This is a genomic window from Methylobacterium sp. J-088 (assembly GCF_022829295.1).
In the GTDB taxonomy this organism is placed as follows: Bacteria; Pseudomonadota; Alphaproteobacteria; order Rhizobiales; family Beijerinckiaceae; genus Methylobacterium.
This window is the reverse complement of sequence record NZ_JAKSYH010000046.1, coordinates 1-19,116: the sequence shown is the minus strand read 5'-3', so window position 1 is coordinate 19,116 and position 19,116 is coordinate 1. Positions and strand designations below refer to the sequence as shown.

Here is a 19,116-nt window from a genome sequence, read left to right as displayed (position 1 = left end):
CGCTGTATACCCGATGCTCAGACCCGAAGCCTTCGTCGCCCAGCCCGCCCCCGGCCGCGCCTGCGGCGCCTGCACGCTCTGCTGCAAGGTCTACGACGTACCGGCGGTCGAGAGCGTGGCGGGCCAATGGTGCCGCCACACCCGGGCCGGGCAGGGCTGCGCCATCCACGCCACCCGCCCCGATCATTGCCGGGCCTTTTACTGTCTGTGGATGACCGAGACCTGGCTCGGGCCGGAATGGAAGCCCGATCGCGCCAAGATGGTGCTCGCCCTGGATCCGCTCACCCGCAATATGAACGTGCAGGTCGATCCCGGGCAGGCGAATGCGTGGCGGCGCGAGCCCTATTATGGGCAGCTCAAGCGCTGGGCCGCGGCCTCGGTGCCGCTGCGCCGGCATGTGCTGGTTCACGTGAACAAGACCACCACGGTCGTCCTCCCGGACCGCGACGTGAGCCTCGGGGTGGTCTCGGCGCAGGAGCGCATCGTCTCGCGGGAACGGATGACGCCGCAGGGACCGAGCTTCGACGTGGAGAAGGTGCCGGCCTGAGCGGCAATTCCTGTCCCCCGGCAAACGCCGTCGCGTTGCGCTCAGCGTTCCAGGGCGGCGGCCCGGCGCATCACGGGCGATTCGATCACCAGGAAGGTCATCTGAAACAGGATCAGGCCCGTATGGTCGGTGACCTCGATGCGCCAATCCTCGCCGAGGGCGATTCGAGGTGCGTCGTGCTTCAGGATGTCGCCGGCGATCCGGATGGCTTCGAGCCGAGCGGCGTGCGCGTCCGGCAGCTCGGTCCCCTCCGGATCCAGCACGGAGCAGCCATCATGGACATGGAAGTGAAAGCGCGGCATCGACGTACCCTAATCAAGTCGAGGCGGGGGTACGGTCAGCCATCACCCGCATCCGTGCCGGTACTCATCGCAGAGATTATTCGATCTCTACACAAAGCAACGGGCTATGACTATAATCCACGTTAGAGTCATGTCTCCGCCCGACTACGGCGGGGGCTCCAAGGCCCGCGGCGACGGGGCCGGGCCGCCGACCTTGCGGCGGCGCCCGGTTTGTCCGACTGATCGGGCATGACGACAGTGCATGATTTCAGCGTCACCGCCGCCGACGGATCACCCTATCCGCTCGCGCAGCATCGCGGCCAGGTGTTGCTGATCGTCAACACGGCCTCGCGCTGCGGGTTCACCCCGCAATACGAGGGCCTGGAAGCGCTGTGGCGCCGACATCGCGACGCCGGCCTGACGGTCCTGGGCTTCCCCTGCAATCAGTTCGGCGCCCAGGAACCTGGCGACGCTGCCGAAATCGCGAGCTTCTGCAGCCTGCGCTACGACGTGAGCTTCCCCGTGCTCGCGAAGGTTGCGGTAAACGGATCGGAGGCCGACCCGCTCTTCGCGTATCTCACCCGCGCCAAACCCGGGCTGCTCGGTACGCGGGCGGTGAAGTGGAACTTCACGAAGTTCCTCGTGGGGCGCAACGGCCGCGTCGTCGCTCGCTACGCCCCCGGTACGAAGCCGGCCGCCCTGGAGGCGGAACTTCAGGCGGCGCTCTCCGCGGCGGCGTGAGGCTGGTCCGGCGCCACTCCGCTGCGTCTCAGGCAGTTTCCGAGCCCGCGGATCCACAGCACCGTCCGCAGGGACGCGACGGGAACGGGACGCACCGCCTCGCGCAGGATCCCGACGAGGAAGCGGACTTCCGCAATCTTCCGCAAGGTCAGGGGCGAAGCCCCTCCGCCGCGCGCGCGATCTTCCAAGTCCACCAGGGCATCGAAGACGGCATGGCGGTCGCGGCGCGTATCGCACGACTGCATGCGCGCCATGAGCGCAGCGATATCGCGCTCAAAAACACAGTGCAGGGGTCCGGCAATGAACATGGTCGATCCGAATTCGACGAGCCCGGACCTTAAATCAGTCTCCGCGCGGTGTCAGCCGACAGAACGGCGGTCGCCCCGCAAGTTTTCGGTTGTTGCGCGTTTGCATCTGCGCGATCGAACCGGCCCGTTCAGCGCTGCAGCGCCACCAGTTCGGCGGCGGCCTCGAATTCGGCGCGGCGCGCTTCAAGACGCGCCTCCGCCTCGGTATCGCGGCCCCAGACCGCCGCCTGATAGGTCTCGTCGACATGGGCGGCCGCCCAGGCCTCGGCCGGCGTCAGGCGGCCCCTGAGCACCGCCAGCGCGATCAGCAGGGAGCCGGTCAGCGTCGTCAGCGTGTGCAGGCCCGCGAGGCAGAACGGCTCTGTCACCGCCTGCACCGCGGCGGAGAGTGCGCGCACGGTGTCGTCCGGCTGGGTGACGTGCATCACGCCCTCGCTCAGGATCACCCGGGCGCCGAACGTGTCCCGCGCCCAGGCGAGGATCGGGTCCCAGGCCGCGGCCTGCGCCGTCACCAGCCGCTCCGGGTCCCCGGCCCGGTAAGCGACGAGATCGGTGCCGGCATAGGCGGACAGGTCGGCTGCAACCGCGTCCAGCCGGGGGGCGACGCCATCGATGGCCGTGTTGGCGAGCCGCGTCAGGGGCATCCGGGCCGGATCGATCTGCGTCTCCTGAGCCGCCCACTCGGCCGCGACCCGCGCGGCCAACGCCCGGGTGGGCAGGCGCAGCGGGTTGCGGGCCGGCGTGTTGGCCGGTCGCCCGTCCAGGGTCAGCCGGAACCCGTCCGGACTCTCCGAGAAGCCGGCTTCCGTGTAGAACCGGCGGGGCAGGGCGGGCTTGGCGTGGCCGCGGGCGGCCCGCACCGGATCGGGTGTCCCGTCGTCTTGCGGCTGGCCGAGCCAGTCTGTCGTCTCGTCGCTCATGGGGGCGAGATAGGCCCTCCCAGGCCGGCGCGCGAGCCTCCCGGGGTCAGGGACGCGTCGCCGCAGCGTCGAACAGCCGGGCTTCAAGCGCGCCGGCGCTCGGCACCACGATGGCGGCGCCCGCTCCGTAGAGCGCCTCGGGCGGGTGGTAGCCCCAGGCCACGCCCACGGATTCGGCCCCGGCGGCGACGCCCATGGCGATGTCGAAGGTGGTGTCGCCGACCATCACGGTGGTCTCAGGCCCGCAGCCGGCCTGGTCCATGGCCTGCTGGAGCATGGTCGGATCCGGCTTCGACGGTGCGTCGTCCGCGCTCTGCGTGGTGACGAACCAGTCGCCCCAGCCGTGATGCGCGACCAGCCGGTCGACGCCGCGCCGGGACTTGCCGGTGGCCAGGCCGATCAGGACATCGTCGCGGGTACGAAGCCGGGCCAGGAGGTCGGCCATGCCGGGGAACAACGGCTCCTCGTAGGCGGGATCGAGCCGGAGCCGGTTGTAGGCCAGCTTGTAGCTCTCCGAGAGTTCGGCGATCGGCCCATCGTCGCCGACGAGGCGGCGGAACGCCTGCGGCAACGAGAGGCCCACCACCGACAGGGCCTCCCGTCGTCCGGGGGCGGGCAAGCCGATCTCCGCGAAAGCGAGCCCCTGCGCCGCGACGATGAGGTGCTGACTGTCGACGAGCGTTCCATCGACATCGAAGACCACGAGCCTCATCGTGGGCATCGGGCCTGTGGCAGGCCGGCCGATCGGCCGGGGCGGGCGCCAAGCCGAGTCATGGCTTCCGGCCCGGCTGCACCGGCTGCCCGGCGGGCTGGCCCGGCTGCCCGCCAGCTTGCCCTGCAGGTTGACCGGCTTGACCGCGGGTGCGCTCGTAGCCGAGCCGGCAGCGGATCAGGAAGCGGCGGCGCTTGCCCCCGCGCAGCCCGCGCTGATGCGAGGCGCGGTTGCAGGCCGCGTAGGAGCGGCGGCGGCGCTCGACCCGGGCACTCGTGCCCGGCCGCGCCTGCGCGGGCACCGCCTCGGCCGGCGCCGTGGCCGGATGCGGCATCGTGGCCGAATGCGGCGTCGGCGTCTCGACCGACTTCGCGCCGGCGGCCGGCTTGGACGCCTCGCCCGGGGCGGCATGCGCGATCGGCCCGACAAGGCACAGGGCGGCGAGGCAGGCCAGCATCGCGAGCTTCATGCGTCAGGGTCTCAAGCCGGGGAACGGAGCCGCGATGGAACGGCGGCGCGGGGCAGCATATGAGGCGGCGCCTCCGCTTGCCAAGACCTCGCCAAGACCTGACTCCGATACGGTACCCTGGAAGGCCCCCGGATCGTGATGCGAAATCCACCGGAGATGGGATCGGGCGCGAGCCCAGCCGGCGACGGGATGACGATCTTGCGATGAATCTTCTGCTGCTTCCGGGCTTCATGACCGATCACGACCTGTGGTCCGATCTGGCCGACGACCTCGCGCGGGTCGGTCCGATCACGTACGGCGATCCGAGCCGGGACGCCACGATTCGCGACCTCGCCGACCGGGCCATCGCCGCGGCGCCGGACCGATTCGCGCTGATAGGCTTCTCCATGGGCGGCTACGTGGCCCGCGCGATCGCCCGCAGCGTGCCGGACCGGGTGCGCGCCCTCGTGCTGATCGCCACCTCGGCCCGGGCCGACACGCCGGCCCAGGCGCAGCGGAAGGCCGCCGCCGTCGCCCATGTGCAACGGCAGGGCTTCGCCGGCCTCAGCCGAAGCGCCATCCTGCAAGCGATGCATCCGGCACGCGCGGGCGATGCGGCCCTGATCGCGCGCATCCGGGCGATGGGCGACCGGCTCGGCGGCACGGTCTTCCTGCGTCAAGCCGGGCAGATCCGCGAGTCCGACCACGCGCAGCTCGGGCATATCACCTGCCCGACCCTGGTGGTCGCGGCCGCGCAGGACGCCCTGCGCAGCGGCAACGAGGCGCGGGAGCTGCGAGACGGCATCCCCGGCGCGACCCTGACGGTGATCGACGGATCGGGGCACATGCTGCCCCTCGAAGCCCCCGACGCCCTGGCGGCGGCAATCGTGCCCTGGCTGCGGTCTCAGGCCTCCGGCGCCTCGACGATCGGATCGTAGCGAGCGGCGTCGAAGCCGAGCAGGTTCCAGCTCTGGGCCATGTGGGGCGGCAGCGGAGCGCTGACGTCGATGGGCTTGCCGGTGCGCGGGTGCGGGATCACGATCCGGCGAGCGAGCAGGTGCAGGCGGTTCTGGATCCCGCCCGGCAGCTCCCAGTTCTCGATCGAGAAGTACTTCGGGTCGCCGACGATCGGATGACCGATATGGGCCGCGTGGGCGCGCAACTGGTGGGTGCGGCCCGTCACCGGCTTGAACGACAGCCAGGACAGCTTCTGAGCCGCCTGATCGACCATCGCGTAGTAGGTCAGCGCGTGGCTCGCGCCCTCGTCGCCGTGCTTGGCGACGCGCATCCGCGCGTCGGCGTCGGTCGGCTCGTCCTTGGCGAGGTAGGTCGAGACCCGCCCTTGGCGGACCCGCGGCACGCCGGCGGAGAGCGCCCAGTAGATCTTGCGCGCAGCCCGCGAGCGAAAGCTCTTGGCGAGCGTCGCGGCGGCGAGCCGGGTCTTGGCGATGATCAGGCAGCCGGCCGTGTCCTTGTCGAGCCGGTGGACGAGACGGGGCTTCTGGCCGTCCGAGCCCGTCAACGCGGCGAGCAGGCCGTCGACGTGCCGGACCGTCCCGGATCCGCCCTGGACCGCGAGGCCGAACGGCTTGTTGAGAATCATCATGTCGGCATCCTCGTAGAGGATCAGCGACCGGATGAACTCGGCGTCGTCCTGCTCGCGCGCCGGGTTGCGCGGCCGTTCGGAGGGCTGGTCGAGGCGCAGCGGCGGCACGCGCACGTTCATGCCCGGCTCCAACCGGTCGTTGGGCTTGGCGCGCTTGCCGTCGACCCGCAATTCACCCTTGCGGACGATGCTCTGCACCCGGGTGAACGGCAGCAACGGGAAGCGGGCGGTGAGGAACCGGTCGATGCGCATGCCGGCCTCGTCCGCCTCGACCGTCAGGGTCTGCACCCCGGAGGCGAGGGTCGCGGATGCGGCGGCGCGTTGCTCGCGGCGGGTCGGGCCGACCTGCGGGGCAGGGGCCCGCTCCGTCGGGTTCGGCCGTGCGGCGGGCTTGATCGCGGACCGCGGCGGGCTTTTCCGTGGAGCGGCCTGAGCTTTTGCCTCGACCTTTGCTTCGCCGTCCGCGGCGCGGGGTGCCGGTTTCTTCGCCGCGGGGGTCGCGCGGTCGGCGGTCCCGGCGGTCCAGGGGTCGCGGGCACCGGCATCGTCGCCCCGGTTCCGGGCCGCGCGTTCGGCGGCGTCGCGGGCGCTGGTGCGAGGGCCCGTGCGGGCGCGCTCGTCGCCCCAAGGCGCACCGGGCGGGGATCTGCGCCCCTTCGGGCCGCCGCGTGAGGGGGATCGTGTCGTCATGAATCTGCCAGAACCCGCCCCGCTGCGGACGGACCAACCGGGCGCAGCGACCTCCGCTTCGCGGGATTGTGCGCACCGAGGAAGGGGACGGTCTAGCATCGCGGGCATGCCGCGGCAAAGGCGGGCGGCCGAGTTCCGAGACGACCCAGCCGACCCGAGGCCAGCCGGGATTACGCCCGGGCGAAGCCCCGCCGGATGATCGTCTGCTGCGGGGGCTCAGGCGCCGGATGCACCGATCCGGCCATCGGGTCTCTCGCCTTGGCGGCGAGCTCGGTCCGGAGCGGTTGGAATTGCCTGCGCGCTTCAGCGATATCGAATTGGCTTTGCATCTCCATCAGCGTCTCCATCTCGATGCCGAACACCGTTTCGATACGGAACGCCAGCTCCGCGGTCAGGGGCGCCTTCTCGTTGATGAAGTCGAACAGGTCGTGACGCGGCACGTCGAGCAGGCTTGCGGCGTCCATGACGGTGAGGTCGCGCGGCTCGATCACGTTTCGGAGAACGTAGCCGCCAGGATGACCGGGATTTTGCAGTCGATAGCCCATAATCGGCATGCCTTTCGCGAGATATATTTTCGGTCGACCCATCCTTTGGGCCAGAATCCGAAATCAAAACTCAGAAAGCTTCGACATTTCTCGATTTCCGAAGCAGACCGGATGATTACGCAGAACCCTGCGCAAGGTTCCACGATCAGGCCCGATCGATGACCGCCCGTCGATCTGTGCTTGCCTTGAATTGTCTTTCTACCTTGTAGATTTTCCGATCTCGTCTTACAAAAAATTGCCTTTCGACAACACGTGCGTGTTTCTCGTGTCACGATACAGGCGCCGTGATCTTGATATCGAAGGCTTCGTCGCAGATATGCGCCCGGCCCGCGCGGTGTTGCAGTCCGTTTGCCCGCAGGACCGATCCCGTTCCAGTTCCTTCCCGCGCAGGCTCGACGGGATCTGCCGTCACACACCCCTGAAATGTACGCGCGCCCTGGCGTGACGCGGAAGCGGTTCCTGTTCGATGCTGCTCAGGAACGACTCCGCGTCATCCGCGACGTGGCTGCCAGCGGGAAGGGTCTCATCCGCGGCCGTCAGGCGGCCGATCGACGGCCCGACCTGCTCGGTTGCGAGGCCTGCTTGGCGACGATCTGCATCTGGGCGGCGCGGTAGCGCTGGCGCAACAGGGTGAGGTCGAAGCGCGTCTGCATCTCCATGAGTTCTTCTGCGTTGAAACCGAAGGCCTTCTCGATCTCGAAGGCGATCTCGACCGTCAGACTGGCCCGCTCGGCGAGAAAATCGGACAATCCCTGGCGCGTCACCCCCAATGTGGCTGCGGCCCCCATGATCGTCAGGTTGCGTGGCTCGAAGATCGTGCGGCGGACGAAGCCGCCGGGGTGAAATGGCTTTGCCAATGTGTAACCCGTATTCATCGTTCAATCCCCCAGTTTATGTCGAGCGATGCCCAAGTCTTACCAACGTGCTTGCCGTTTCGAGGTGCGAGCCAGCACTTCCAGAGTGCCGAACGTGACTTGCGCGTGAAGGATAAAAATTCTAGCGGCTCGCGTGCTCGCGTTGAAGATCGTGCGTTTTGATTAACAGCAAACTCATTATGGACATGAGTCTGAGCAGATCGATTGCAGTTAAGCGCCTGATGATCTGCCCCTTTATAACTGATTACATCTTACAGATCATCAAGATGCGCCTCAGTTACCAAGCGCTCCACTGGCAGTCAAGCAATCAGCGGCTGAAATAGCTTAGAGAGTTAGGACGATTCCTCGAATTTATCTATTTTTTGTAGAGGCGGCAAATGAAAGATCTTGGACATATCAAAGGCCGCCAGAAGAAATTCTTTGTCAGAAGAACATGATTCCGGCTCACCGTCATCACACAGCGGGCGGTGAATTCGATCGCCGGCTCAGCAAATGTTGTCTGCGTTATCCACAAGCTTGACGTTGAGGGTCGAAACGACCAAGCTCGGCCGTGACGGTTCCCTTCGGGGATCAAAAGGGAACGTGGTGTGGGGCTCGCCCCGAGGCCGCGGCTGCCCCCGCAACTGTAAGCGGCGAGCCCTTCACCACCATGTCACTGGGTCGCGAGGCCCGGGAAGACGGTGTCAGGGCGGCGACCCGTGAGCCAGGAGACCTGCCGTCAGCCGTGGTCACACGCGAAACGCGTCGGGCGGGGTGTCCTGACGGGTGTCGAGCCGCCTGTGCCCAAGCACGGTCGACACGGCCTCGTTCGCGGTGACGTGCCACAGCAAGCGCGACCGCGACACTGTTCGATGTCCGTCCACGCCATCACCACCTTGCTTTTGCCCGTCCGGGACGCCTGCGCGCACCGATGGCGGCCAGGGCTGGGGAATGGCGGCGCATTTGTAATGTTATTACATTATGCGTACAGGATGTGGGCAGCGCGGGCCGCGCCAGGATCCCGTTCTCCATGTCTGCATCGACGCTTCGCACCCGTTCCGGACGGCCCGCACCGCTGTATGGCGGCCTCCTCCTCGCTCTCTTCGCGAGCCCAGCCGCCGCGCAGGAGATCGTCACGCTCGACCAGCTCTCCGTGGAGGGTGAGGGCGGAGACCCGAACCGTGCCAGCCCGACCGGACTCAACCTGCGCACCCGCGACCGGACCGCGAGCCGCCTCGGGTTGACGCCGCTGGAAACGCCCGCCAGCCTCGACATCGTGTCGGGCGAGACGGCGCGGCTGCGCGGCCAGGACACGATCGCCGAGGCCGTGACGCAGGACGCCACCGGCATCACCACGATCGCCGCGCCCGGCAACGGCAACGGCGCGTTCACGTCCCGCGGGTTCGCCGGCCCGAATTCGATCCAGCAGCTCTACGACGGCACGCGCTTCTATGTCGGCGCCAACACCGTGACCTTCCCGTTCGACACGTGGAACGTCGAGCGGATCGAGGTGCTGCGCGGGCCGTCCTCGGTGCTCTACGGCGACGGCGCGATCGGCGGCGTCATCAACGTGGTGCCGAAGAAGCCGGTCTTCGTGCCGATCAACGCCGCCCGCGCCGTGGTGGGCACGGACGGCGTGGCGCGGCTCGCCTTCGATTCCGGCGGTGGGATCGGGCAGGCGGAGTTCGGCGATACCTTCGCGTATCGCCTCAATGTCAGCGGCAACCGCGCCGACGGCTGGATCCGGCCCGAGGGCGATTTCCGCAACCTCGCGGTCTCGGCTGCACTGCTGTTCCGGCCGAGCACCGACCTCGCCTTCACGCTGAGCCACGATCTCGGCTACCAAGAACCCGCCCGCTACTGGGGCACACCACTGGTCGAAGGCCGGATCCCGGACCTGATCCGGTTCAACAACTACAACGTCCGCGACGCGAAGATCACCTGGGCCGACAACTGGACCCAGTTCAAGACCGAGTGGTCGCCCTCAGCCGACATCACGATCCGCAACACCGCCTACCGGCTCACCAGCCGGCGCCACTGGCTCGATGTCGAGCAGTATTCCTACAGCCGCGGGACCGGGCTGGTGGACCGGGGCGACTACCTCGAGATCTACCACAGTCAGGAGCAGGTCGGGGACCGGCTCGACGCGACGTTCCGGGGCAGCCTGTTCGGCTTGCCGAACCAGTTCGTGGCCGGTTTCGATGTGAACCACATCGATTTCCGCCACACCAACAACTTCTATTTCGACCAGAGTACCAGCGTGCCGCTCACCGGCTACGATCCAGGTTTCTTCCCACAGAACGGTCGGGCTCGTCCGGCCTATGCCACGCAGACGAACCAAGCCTCGGTCTTCGCCGAGGACCGCGTGATCCTGTCGGAAAAACTCTCGTTCCTCACGGGCGTGCGCCTCGACGTGCCGACGCTGAACCGGGAGGATCTGCAGACCGGCTCGCGTTTCGAGAAGACCTACCGGGCCCTCGGCTACCGGTTCGGCCTCGTCTACAACCCGACGCCGGACAGCGCGCTCTACGCCCAGTACAGCGTCGCGACCGATCCGGTGAACAGCCTCATCACGCTGAACCAGTCGCTGGCCGGCTTCCAGCTCGCCACCGGCGATCAGGTCGAGATCGGCGCCAAGGGGCTGGCCTTCGGCGGCGCCCTGGAATGGACGATCGCCGGCTACCGGATCGTCAAGGATAACCTGATCTCGGCGATTCCGGGGCAACCGACGCTGTCCACGCAGGTCGGAAGCCAGTCCTCGCAAGGGTTCGAGCTGGCCCTCGGCTGGCTCTTCGCCCCGGGCTGGCGGCTCGACGGCAACCTCGCGCTCCTGCACGCGCAATACGACCGGTTCGACCAGAGCGTGAACGGCGCCACCGTCTCGTATGCCGGAAACCAGCCGATCGACGTGCCCGAGCGCGTCGCCAATCTCTGGCTGACCTGGGATATCGCACGCGATTGGACCGCACGCGTCGGGCTCCAGAACGTCGGCCAGGTCTACAGCGATTTCGGCAACACGGCGCGGCGGCCGGCCTACAATCTCGTCAACGTGGTGCTCGACCGTCAGGTCACGGCGGATTCGCGCCTGTCCCTGCGGGTCTACAACCTGTTCGACAAGGTCTACGCGATCTCGGGCAACGCCGTGAACGGGGTCGGGACCAATTGGCTGCTCGGGCGCCCGCGCTCGGTCGAGGTCGCCTATACGGTGACGTGGTGAGGCTGTCGCGGCCGCTCGGCAAGGCGGGCCGCCGCTGGCTGCTGCTGTTCCACCGCTGGGCCGGGATCGCCGCCGGGCTGTTCTTCGCCCTGTGGATCGGCTCCGGGCTGGTGATGCTCTACGTGCCGTTCCCGACGCTCACCGAGGCCGAGCGTCTGGGGCGGCTCGTGCCGATCGCCTGGGATCGAGTCACGGTCTCACCGGACGACGCGCTCGGCGCCGGTGGCCTCGGCGGCGTACCCGTCGCCTTCGCCCTGGAGATGCAGGGCGCCGAGCCGGTCTACCGGATCGCCGGTCAGGATGGCGCCCGCGCAACGGTCTCGGCGCGGACCGGCGTGCGGCTCGGCCCGCTGACGCCCGCAGACGCGCGGCATCTCGCGGCCGACGGGGCTCCGGATGCGCGGGTCGAGCCGATCGATCGCGACCAATGGACGGTCACGACGCGGTACGATCCGCTCCGCCCCTTCCTGAAAGTCGCCCTCGGCGACCCGGCGGGGACCGAACTCTACCTCTCGCAAAGGACCGGCGCAGTCGCCCTCGACACGACCCGGTTCGAACGGGGCTGGAACTGGGTCGGCGCGGTGACGCACTGGATCTACCTCACACCTTTGCGCGCCCGCGCGGAGCTGTGGCGGACGGTGCTGCTGTGGCTCTCCGGCTTCGCGGCCCTCGGCGCGCTGAGCGGAGGCGCGATCGGGATCTGGCGCCTGCGCCTCCGGCGCCGCTACGCGGGCGGGGCCGTGACCCCCTATCGCGGGCTCGCGCGCTGGCATCATCTGCTCGGCCTCGCCGGCGGTTTCGGGCTGAGCGTGTTCATCGTCAGCGGCTGGATTTCCATGAACCCGAACCGCTGGTTCGCGTCGACCAGCCCGCCCGCTGCTTTGCGAACCGCCTATGCCGGATCCTTGCCGGCCCTCGCGCTCGCCCCGCAACGCCTGCGGGATTTCGCCGTGTCAAATACCCGCGCCCTGCGCTTCGCCGCGATCGGCGGACGCTGGTGGATCGTCGCCGAGGCGCCGGACGGCCCCCGAACGGTCGGGGCGGACGGCGCGGCCACGCTGGACGCGCGCACCATCGCGGCGGCCGCGTCGGGCGGTTTTGCGGACGGCCCCCTCCGGTCGATCCGCCCGCTGACGGCCTACGACGCCTACTGGTATCCCCACGGGACCGATCCGCGGCCGCTTCCGGTGTTGCGCCTGCGCTTCGGCGATCCAGCCGCCACATGGCTCCACGTCGATCCCCGGGACGGCACGATCCTCCAGCGCCTGGACCGCTCGGGCCGGATCAACCGCTGGATGTTCGACGCCGCGCACCGGCTCGACCTGCCGGGGCTCACCGGCAATCGGCCCCTGCACGACGTGGCCCAGTGGGTACTGAACTTGCTGGCAGCGGGGATCGCGGTGACGGGGATCGTGGCGGGCTGGCGCAGGCTGCGCCGGATCCGCTCGGCGTGAGGATGATCCCACACGCTTCGCGGGGCGGTTGCGATGAAGCACGGCTCTCAGCCCGTGTCGTGACGCCCTCTAGTGCGCCGAACCGGTGGCCACCACTTCGGCGGAGAGTGCTCGCGGTGGTGCGAGATGGCGGGCTTGGCGTCTGATGACCTGGGGCGGCTGGCCGAACGCCCGCAGGAAGGCCCGCCGCATCCGTTCCCGGTCGGCAAAGCCCGTCTCCTGGGCCACCGTGTCCAGCGAATGCCGACCGTCCTCCAGCATCGTCCGGGCGGCCTCCAGCCGAAGGTTCTCGACGGCCTTCGCGGGTGATTGGCCGGTTTCCTCCCGGAAGATGCGGCTGAACTGGCGCGGACTCAGATGGGCCGCCTCCGCCAGCTCCTCGACCGAGAGCGCATTCCCGAGGTTGCTCCGCGCGTAGGCCAGGACCTTCTGGACCCGATCGGACCGTGGCTGGAGCTCCAGCAGGGCGGAGAACTGCGATTGGCCGCCTGTCCTGCGGTGATAGACGACGAGCTTTCGGGCGATCCCCTTCGAGATCTCGGGCCCGAGGTCGTCCTCGACCAAGGCCAGCGTGAGGTCGATCCCCGCCGTCATGCCGGCCGAGGTCCAGACGTTGCCATCCGAGACGAAGATGCGGTCGTCATCGACCCTGATCGACGGGTAGAGCCGTTGCAGGTCGCGGGCATGGGCCCAATGGGTCGCTGCCTTCCGGCCGTCGAGCAGGCCCGCTTCGGCGAGGAGGAACGCGCCCGTACAGGTCGCGGCAACCCGGCGCGCGGTGGAGGCCGTCTCGCGCAACCGCGCGATCAGGCCGGGGGCCGCCGGGTCGACCTTGATCGCGCCCACGACGAGGACCGTGTCGAAGTGCCGGCCTGCGAAGGGCTCGGTCTCGATGACCATCCCCATGGAGGTCCGAACCGGCCCGCCCCCCTCGGACAGGAACGTCACGTCGTAGAAATCGCGACCGAGTTCCAGGTTGGCGAACTCGAACGTCGATAGGGGGGCCAGGTTCATGACCTGGAAGCCGGAGAACACCACAACGCCGATGGACGGCATGGAAACCCCTCAGCCGAATGTCCGAAAAAGGTGGATCTTCGACATATGGGATATGCCGGCGGACGTCTAGTTTTGATCGCAGCACGCGTGGGCATCACCCCGCGCAGACCCGCCGAAGGATCCGGACTGCCATGACCGCGCACGTCGCCACTGCCCTCGGCCTCGAAGCTCAGAATTACGCCCGCCGTTGGCTCAAATGCGGTGAGATCGCCGTCGCGACCCTGCGCGATGGGACCCGCATCCGATACGTCCGGGTGGGCCGGGGCCCGAACCTCGTCCTGACCCACACGGTGCGCACCCAACTCGACCTGTTCCAGCGCGTGATCCCGCTGCTGTCGCCGCATTTCACGGTCTACGCCCTCGATCTACCGGGCTTCGGCTGGTCGGACTTGAAGCCCGACGCTCCGAAGGACGAGCCCACGCTCCGGGCAGCCCTCAAGGATTTCATCGCCACCCTCGGCATCGAGCGTCCGATCCTGGCGGGCGAGTCCATCGGAGCGACGCTGTCGCTGTCGCTCGCCGCGGAGGTCGGTGATGCGGTCGAGCGGGTCTTCGCCTTCAACACCTACGACTACCTGCCGGGGCTGGAGCGGTCGAACCTACTGGCTTCGATCATCATCAAGAGCGTGCGGGCGCCGGTCGTCGGCCCGGTCTTCGCAGCGCTGGAGAACCGGGCCATCACCGGCGGCATCATGAACGGCGGCTTCCATGATCCGCGCAGCCTGCCCTCCGACCTGCTGGACGAATACGCACGGGTCGGCGGTCGCGCCGGCTACAGCAAGGCCGCGCGGACGCTGCTCAGGGCCCTCCCGAGCTTCGTCGCCGCCCGCGCCCGCTATCGCGCGATCACCGCGCCGGTCACGCTCGTCTGGGGGGACAAGGACTGGTCGACGCTCCGCGACCGTGCCGGCGTCGAGGCCGCCGTTCCCGCGCCGGACGTCATCACCCTGGAGCGGACGGGACACTTCAGCGCCCTGGAACGCTCCCAGACCTGGGCCGACATCATCCTGGCGGCGACGGCGGCGGCGAAGGCCACGGCGATCCGCTGACGACGTGCCGTCGTCGGCCGCACCCGGACACGCGACGACCGGCCGTGACCTGCGTCCCCGTCAAACCCAACCCAGGAGCCGACCCCATGAGCGAGCAGACCACCTCGACACAGATCGCGATCGATCACGTAACGCTCCGCTCGCCCAAATCCTACGAGGCAGTGCGGGCCGCCCTGGAGGCGTCGGTGCCGCCCCTCGACCACGCCTACGCCAAGCTCCTGCAGGACGGGAAGGTGGACGCGGCACGCGATCTCCTTGAACGGCAGGCGCCCTTGTCGATCTTCGGGGCCCGGGACCATGGCGGCCTGCTCCTCACCGCCGGCCTGATCCGCAAGGCCATCCAGTACGACATCGGCAATCCGCTGACGGCTGCGCGGATGACCCGGCACGTCCTCTCGGCCGCCCTCTACGCGCCGATCCGGGTGCTCCTGCGCGAGGATGCCGAAGGGGGCGTCGCGTTCGAGTACGACCGCCCGGCTACCACCTTCGGGCAGTTCGGGAACCACGAGGTCGACAGCGTCGCCCGGGAGCTCGACGACCGGCTCCGGACCGTTCTTGCGGACGCCGCGGGTTGAGCCGAACCAGTCCTCCCGCGACGTCCGCTGCGCCGACCTGATCGCGGGACGGCACAGGGGCGCCAGATCACCCCTGTCGAGCAGCCGCGCGGCCGGGCTGGTGCAGGCCCGTCAGAACCGCGCCGTCAAAAACACCCGCACGTTCCGCCCCGGCAGCAGGATCTCGTCTTTCTTGAACGAGGTGGAGTTGCGGATGTCGTCGTTCAGCAGGTTCCGGCCCTGCACTCCGAGGGTGATCGCGCTCGCCCCATAGACCGCCGGATCGACGGCCTTGGTGTAGCTCAGCTCGGCGCGCAGATCGTCGTAGCCGGGGGTCGGCGTCTCGAACACGGCGGTCGCGTCGTGGCTGAAGGCGTGGAGCAGGTTCACCCGGGCGAACCAGCCATCGGCCCGCAGATAGACGCCGCCGCCGAGCCGGTAGGGCGGGATCCGCGGCACGTTGGTGCCGTCGTCGAACTTGGCGCGGACGAAGTCGAACTGCCCTTCGATACCCGCAAAACCGTTGCCCACCGGCACGAGGTCGTACTGACCGATGATCTCGGCGCCGTAGAAGGTGGCGTTCTGCTGCTGATAGACGATCTGCCGGTTTTCCGTGCCGGTGCCGCAGGAGGCGAAATCGTCGTCGCAGCTGAGCCCGGTGTAGTTGCGGTAGATGAAGCCCGTATAGCGCGTGAAGTAGCCGGTGGCGTCGAGACGGAACGGCCCCTCGGCCCGGCGGATGCTGGCCTCCACCGTGCGGGCGCGCTCCTTCTTGAGGTCCGGATTGCCGATCTCGAAGGTCGCGGTGGCGTCGTGCGGCCCCTGCGAGAACAGCTCGTAGCCCGTCGGCCCGCGCTCGACATAGGAGCCGGTCAGGCTCGCCACGAAACCGTAGGGCAGGTCCTGCAGGGCGCCGATGCTGGCGCTCTTGGGGGCGAAGCGCCGGGTCCGGGCGTACTGGAACGGCTCCTGCCCATCCACCGGCAAGTAATCGGCAGGGAACTGGGCGGCGGTGCTCGACAGCCGGTCGACCTCGTAGCGCCCGGCCGCCTGCAGCCGCGTGCCCGGGCGCAATTCCAGCTCCTCGAACAGGTAGACCGCGTTGGCGCGGGACTCGGTCTTGGGCAGGAACGATTCGAGCTGGGTGTTGATCACCCGCCGGTCCGACTGGAAGCCCAGCGCGCCGGTGAGTTTTCCGAGTTCCGTGAAGACCGGGACGTGCTGCAGTTCCAGGCGCCCCTCGGCCTCGCGATTCTTGAAGATCGCCTGGACGCCCTCGATTCCGTCCTCGCCGATCCCGACCTCGTTGTGGCGGTAGACCGAGTAGCCCGCCCAGTAGCGGATCACCTCGAACGGGCCGTCGAGCGGACGGTACTCGCCCCGGGACAGGACCCGGTCCTGATTGGGCGTCAGACGGGTGCGGTCCTGCTCGGCCACCCCGCCGGGAATCGCGTAGACCGCGTCGTAATGGCTGAACGAGATGCCCACGAAGCCGCGGTCGCCGATCGCCGAGATGCCGACCGCGCCGCCCTGTGATTCGTTGTAAGAGTTGCGCTGGATCCCGCCGGGGATCGCGTAGCTGTCGTTGCCGGTCTTGAACCCGTCGGCGTGGACCGCGATGCCGTCGCCGCCCGCATCCACCGTGGCCGCCCCGAGGCGACCGTTGTCCACGCTGGAAAAGCCGCTGGTCACCTGACCCTGGATGCCGTTGGTCGGAATGAAGGTCGGCACCCGATTGTTGTCGGCCGAAACCACACCGCCGATGGCGCCGGAACCGTAGCGCAGGGTCGCGGGTCCGCGGATCACCTCGATCCGGTCGGCGACCAGCGGGTTCACCGGCACCGCGTGGTCCTCGCCGAGATCCGACACGCCGCCGTTGACGATGCCGTTCTCCTGAATCCGCACACGGGCATTGTCGAGACCGCGGATGATCGGCCGGGACGCCGCGCCCGGCGCGTAGCTCGTGCCGGAGATGCCGGGCCGGTCGAATAGGGCGTCGCCCAGCGTCCGGGGCTGGTCGCGGGCGATCTGGTCCTGCGTGATCACGGTGACCGGTGAGAACGTGTTGGTCGCCACCGGGAGCACGCCGACCGGAACCGCGGCATCGGCCGCGACCGCCGCCCGCGTCGGCTGAATCGGGCTCGGGCTGGTGACGCTGATCTCATCCAGGGCGACGGCCTGCTGCGCCTGCGCCGAAGAGGCAGTCAGCAGAACCGTGCAGAAGGTCGACGGCAGGATCGTGCTGGCGAGAAGGCGGGAGCGACGCGAAGGAGACATCGAGACTCACGGAGTGTTATAATGTTTCATTGTTGCCGGATGCGCCGCTGGCGCAAGGGCGTATCGCCAGCCCGATCGCGACGCTCCCCGAACGTTACATCATTGCAACATGGCTGCGCCTTGGTCGCGCGCGACCGCTCCCATCGGCCTTGACTTTGAAACGCTATAACATTGCTCTAGCACGATGACACAGCCCGATCGCCGCCTTCCCGTCACCGTCCTGTCCGGCTTCCTCGGCGCCGGGAAGACGACGCTGCTCAACCATGTGCTCAACAATCGAGACGGCCGCCGGGTGGCGGTGATCGTCAACGACATGAGCGAGGTGAATATCGACGCCGACCTCGTCCGCGCGGGCGGCGCCGACCTGTCGCGGACCGACGAGACGCTCGTCGAGATGACCAACGGCTGCATCTGCTGCACCCTGCGCGACGATCTGCTCGCGGAGGTGCGCCGCCTGTCGGAAGCGGGCCGGTTCGACTACCTGCTGATCGAGGGCACCGGCATCGCCGAGCCGCTGCCGATCGCCTCCACCTTCTCGTTCCGCGACGAAGAAGGCCGCTCCCTCTCGGACCTCGCCCGGCTCGACACGATGGTCACGGTGGTCGACGCCGTGAACCTGCTCAAGGATTACGGCTCGGCCGAGTTCCTGCGCGAGCGCGGCGAGACCGCGGGCGCGGAGGATACCCGCACCCTCGTGGACCTGCTGGTGGAGCAGATCGAGTTCGCCGACGTGGTGGTGATCAACAAGGCGCAGGACGTCACGGATGAGCACCGCGCCCTGGTCCGCTCCGTGGTGCGTGGCCTGAACGGCGACGCCCGGATCGTCGAGACCGACCATGGGCGCGCGCCGTTGCCTGAGATCCTCGATACCGGGCTGTTCGACGAGGAGAAGGCGCAGCAGCACCCGCTCTGGTTCAAGGAGTTGTACGGCGCGGATGAACGCGTGCCCGAGACGGAGGAATACGGCATCTCCTCCTTCGTCTACCGGGCCCGGCGGCCGTTCGATCCGGAGCGCTTCAACGCCTTCGTGAACGCCACCTGGCCCGGCCTGATCCGGGCCAAGGGCCATTTCTGGCTGGCGACGCGGCCGGACTGGGTCGGCGAATTTTCCGTGGCGGGCGCGGTGGCGCGGGTCTCCGCCATGGGATTCTGGTGGTCGGCGGTGCCGCGCAAGCGCTGGCCCGAGGTCCCCGAGTTCCGGGAGCGTCTGAAGGATGTGTGGAGCGAGGTCTGGGGCGACCGGCGCCAGGAATTGGTCTTAATCGGAACGGGCATGGATCAGGCCGCGCTCACCGCCGCGCTGGATGCCTGCCTCGTGGCGACCGGAGCGGATGCCGGCCCGTTCGACCCCGCGCCCTACCGCGACCTGTCGGATCCGTTCCCGGCCTGGCGCCGCGCCGCTTGACGCCTTCCCACCGGCTTCCCGAAGGGTTTTGCACCAGCCCTTTTTAGGTGTTTTCGGCCCTGTGGGATACCGACCGGAGGCGCTCTCCTCCCCCTTGCGGGGAGCAGTTGGAGGTGGCGGTGGCTCAGGATCGAGCGCTGCGGTGCCTTCTGCACCACCCCCACCCCTGACCCCTCCCCGCAAGGGGCAGGTGAAATACGCGTGCTCTACTGATGCTTGAGAAGGGCCCTAGCTGGGATACCTGCGCTTAGCCCAGACACCTTAAACGGGCTGGGTCTCGACCTTTCGAAACCAGGACGTGATCCGGCCGCGCGAAGCGTGGGACCTTGCGCTCCAGCGAGCGCCGATCAGGTCGGCAGACCCTCGACCTCGTCGTCCACCTCGGCCTCGATCTCGGCATCGACGTCGGTGGATTCGCCGGCGGCGCCCGCCGCTTCGGCCAGGCCGCGCGC

18 protein-coding genes and 1 riboswitch are annotated in these 19,116 nt (G+C 68.5%); of the genes, 8 read left to right on the top strand and 10 right to left on the bottom strand.

What is annotated here, in order from left to right:
* Window positions 1-13: 13 nt before the first annotated feature.
* Window positions 14-547, top strand: a complete 534-nt coding sequence (locus MKK63_RS04390; RefSeq protein WP_243999052.1) for a hypothetical protein — start codon at window positions 14-16, stop codon at window positions 545-547.
* 41 nt (window positions 548-588) lie between these two features.
* Here the strand turns inward: MKK63_RS04390 and MKK63_RS04385 are convergent, their stop codons facing one another.
* Complete coding sequence (locus MKK63_RS04385; protein ID WP_243999050.1) at window positions 589-849, bottom strand: DUF6894 family protein; 261 nt, start codon at window positions 847-849, stop codon at window positions 589-591.
* Window positions 850-1,077: 228 nt separating this feature from the next.
* Between MKK63_RS04385 and MKK63_RS04380 the strand changes: the two genes are divergently transcribed.
* Window positions 1,078-1,569, top strand: coding sequence for a glutathione peroxidase (locus MKK63_RS04380; RefSeq protein ID WP_243999048.1), 492 nt, complete (start codon window positions 1,078-1,080; stop codon window positions 1,567-1,569).
* Here MKK63_RS04380 and MKK63_RS04375 read toward each other — a convergent pair.
* The 4 genes from MKK63_RS04375 to MKK63_RS04360 form a co-directional block, all read right to left on the bottom strand.
* On the bottom strand, window positions 1,542-1,877 hold the full coding sequence (locus tag MKK63_RS04375) for a hypothetical protein (RefSeq protein ID WP_243999047.1): 336 nt from the start codon (window positions 1,875-1,877) through the stop codon (window positions 1,542-1,544). The two genes, MKK63_RS04380 and MKK63_RS04375, sit on opposite strands and share 28 nt — an antisense overlap.
* Before the next feature lie 128 nt (window positions 1,878-2,005).
* Window positions 2,006-2,797, bottom strand: coding sequence for an ATP12 family chaperone protein (locus tag MKK63_RS04370; protein ID WP_243999045.1), 792 nt, complete (start codon window positions 2,795-2,797; stop codon window positions 2,006-2,008).
* Between the two features lie 46 nt (window positions 2,798-2,843).
* On the bottom strand, window positions 2,844-3,509 hold the full coding sequence (locus tag MKK63_RS04365; RefSeq protein WP_243999044.1) for an HAD-IA family hydrolase: 666 nt from the start codon (window positions 3,507-3,509) through the stop codon (window positions 2,844-2,846).
* Between the two features lie 58 nt (window positions 3,510-3,567).
* Window positions 3,568-3,978 carry a hypothetical protein gene (locus MKK63_RS04360; RefSeq protein WP_243999042.1) on the bottom strand — a complete coding sequence of 137 codons (411 nt, stop codon included), beginning with the start codon at window positions 3,976-3,978 and terminating at the stop codon, window positions 3,568-3,570.
* A 203-nt stretch (window positions 3,979-4,181) separates the two neighbouring features.
* Between MKK63_RS04360 and MKK63_RS04355 the strand changes: the two genes are divergently transcribed.
* Entirely contained in the window at window positions 4,182-4,895 is a 714-nt protein-coding gene (locus MKK63_RS04355) for an alpha/beta fold hydrolase (protein ID WP_243999040.1), read from the top strand.
* On the opposite strand, the gene MKK63_RS04350 is transcribed toward MKK63_RS04355, so the two are convergent.
* From MKK63_RS04350 to MKK63_RS04340, 3 genes are all read right to left on the bottom strand, one after another.
* Complete coding sequence (locus MKK63_RS04350; protein WP_243999038.1) at window positions 4,862-6,253, bottom strand: RluA family pseudouridine synthase; 1,392 nt, start codon at window positions 6,251-6,253, stop codon at window positions 4,862-4,864. The two genes, MKK63_RS04355 and MKK63_RS04350, sit on opposite strands and share 34 nt — an antisense overlap.
* A gap of 170 nt (window positions 6,254-6,423) precedes the next feature.
* Window positions 6,424-6,840: a HigA family addiction module antitoxin gene (locus MKK63_RS04345; RefSeq protein ID WP_243999036.1), complete on the bottom strand. Its 417-nt coding sequence runs from the start codon at window positions 6,838-6,840 to the stop codon at window positions 6,424-6,426.
* A gap of 494 nt (window positions 6,841-7,334) precedes the next feature.
* Window positions 7,335-7,673, bottom strand: a complete 339-nt coding sequence (locus MKK63_RS04340) for a HigA family addiction module antitoxin (protein WP_243999034.1) — start codon at window positions 7,671-7,673, stop codon at window positions 7,335-7,337.
* A 537-nt stretch (window positions 7,674-8,210) separates the two neighbouring features.
* Window positions 8,211-8,408: riboswitch (cobalamin riboswitch) on the top strand.
* Window positions 8,409-8,682: 274 nt separating this feature from the next.
* Here MKK63_RS04340 and MKK63_RS04335 point away from each other — a divergent pair.
* Both MKK63_RS04335 and MKK63_RS04330 read left to right on the top strand, forming a co-directional pair.
* Entirely contained in the window at window positions 8,683-10,869 is a 2,187-nt protein-coding gene (locus MKK63_RS04335; protein WP_243999032.1) for a TonB-dependent receptor, read from the top strand.
* The gene (locus tag MKK63_RS04330; RefSeq protein ID WP_243999031.1) at window positions 10,863-12,323 is read left to right on the top strand and encodes a PepSY domain-containing protein; all 1,461 of its coding nucleotides are present in this window, start codon (window positions 10,863-10,865) and stop codon (window positions 12,321-12,323) included. The genes MKK63_RS04335 and MKK63_RS04330 overlap by 7 nt, the downstream gene beginning before the upstream one ends.
* Window positions 12,324-12,392: 69 nt before the next feature.
* On the opposite strand, the gene MKK63_RS04325 is transcribed toward MKK63_RS04330, so the two are convergent.
* Entirely contained in the window at window positions 12,393-13,379 is a 987-nt protein-coding gene (locus tag MKK63_RS04325) for a GlxA family transcriptional regulator (RefSeq protein WP_243999029.1), read from the bottom strand.
* Between the two features lie 131 nt (window positions 13,380-13,510).
* On the opposite strand from MKK63_RS04325, the gene MKK63_RS04320 reads away from it, so the two are divergent.
* Complete coding sequence (locus tag MKK63_RS04320) at window positions 13,511-14,428, top strand: alpha/beta fold hydrolase (protein ID WP_243999027.1); 918 nt, start codon at window positions 13,511-13,513, stop codon at window positions 14,426-14,428.
* Between the two features lie 86 nt (window positions 14,429-14,514).
* Window positions 14,515-15,003, top strand: a complete 489-nt coding sequence (locus MKK63_RS04315; RefSeq protein ID WP_243999025.1) for a DUF302 domain-containing protein — start codon at window positions 14,515-14,517, stop codon at window positions 15,001-15,003.
* A gap of 111 nt (window positions 15,004-15,114) precedes the next feature.
* Here MKK63_RS04315 and MKK63_RS04310 read toward each other — a convergent pair whose 3' ends face one another.
* Window positions 15,115-17,259, bottom strand: a complete 2,145-nt coding sequence (locus MKK63_RS04310) for a TonB-dependent receptor (protein ID WP_243999023.1) — start codon at window positions 17,257-17,259, stop codon at window positions 15,115-15,117.
* Between the two features lie 184 nt (window positions 17,260-17,443).
* Between MKK63_RS04310 and zigA the strand changes: the two genes are divergently transcribed.
* Window positions 17,444-18,664 carry a zinc metallochaperone GTPase ZigA gene (gene zigA / locus MKK63_RS04305; protein ID WP_243999021.1) on the top strand — a complete coding sequence of 407 codons (1,221 nt, stop codon included), beginning with the start codon at window positions 17,444-17,446 and terminating at the stop codon, window positions 18,662-18,664.
* The last annotated feature ends 452 nt before the right edge of the window (window positions 18,665-19,116 follow it).